The 678-nt window shown below is 50.3% G+C and carries 1 protein-coding gene; it reads left to right on the top strand.

Annotation, left to right across the window (positions count from 1 at the left end; genetic code table 11):
* Positions 1-678 (top strand): VirB4 family type IV secretion system protein (locus OCV63_RS17330; RefSeq protein WP_416862068.1); only part of this gene is annotated, 678 nt, incomplete at both ends.

Below are 678 nucleotides of genomic sequence, written 5' to 3'. Positions count from 1 at the left end.
CACCGGAGCTGAATGACCGTCTGTTGGCTGATTTTCTGGATATGGAAAGTTCGCTCATTGTGAGTATGCACATTCAGTCGGTGGATCAGGTGAAAGCCATCAAAACGGTAAAGCGAAAGATTACCGACCTGGACCGCAGCAAGATCGAGGAACAGAAAAAAGCAGTCCGTGCCGGATACGACATGGACATCATTCCATCTGACCTTGCTACCTACGGCAGTGAAGCGAAAAAACTCTTGCAGGATTTGCAGAGCCGCAACGAGAGGATGTTCCTTTTGACCTTTCTGGTGCTGAACACAGCGGACAATCCCCGTCAGCTTAGCAACAACATCTTTCAGGGAGGCTCTATTGCCCAGAAGTATAACTGTCAGCTGACCAGGCTGGACTTCCAGCAGGAAGAAGGGCTGATGAGTTGTCTGCCTCTGGGTCTCAATCAGATCGAGATCCAGCGAGGACTGACCACCAGTTCCACAGCTATCTTTGTGCCCTTTACTACGCAGGAACTGTTCCAGAACGGGAAAGAAGCCCTGTACTACGGCATCAATGCTCTGTCCAACAACCTCATCATGGTGGACAGAAAGCTGCTGAAAAACCCTAACGGCCTGATTCTGGGTACGCCGGGTTCCGGTAAGTCCTTCAGCGCAAAACGAGAAATTGCCAACTGCTTTTTGCTTACCA

Source organism: Laedolimicola ammoniilytica, assembly GCF_025567165.1.
GTDB classification, from domain to species: Bacteria; Bacillota; Clostridia; order Lachnospirales; family Lachnospiraceae; genus Laedolimicola; species Laedolimicola ammoniilytica.
The sequence above is the reverse complement of the archived record's forward strand: the minus strand, read 5'-3'. Positions and strand labels throughout refer to the sequence as shown.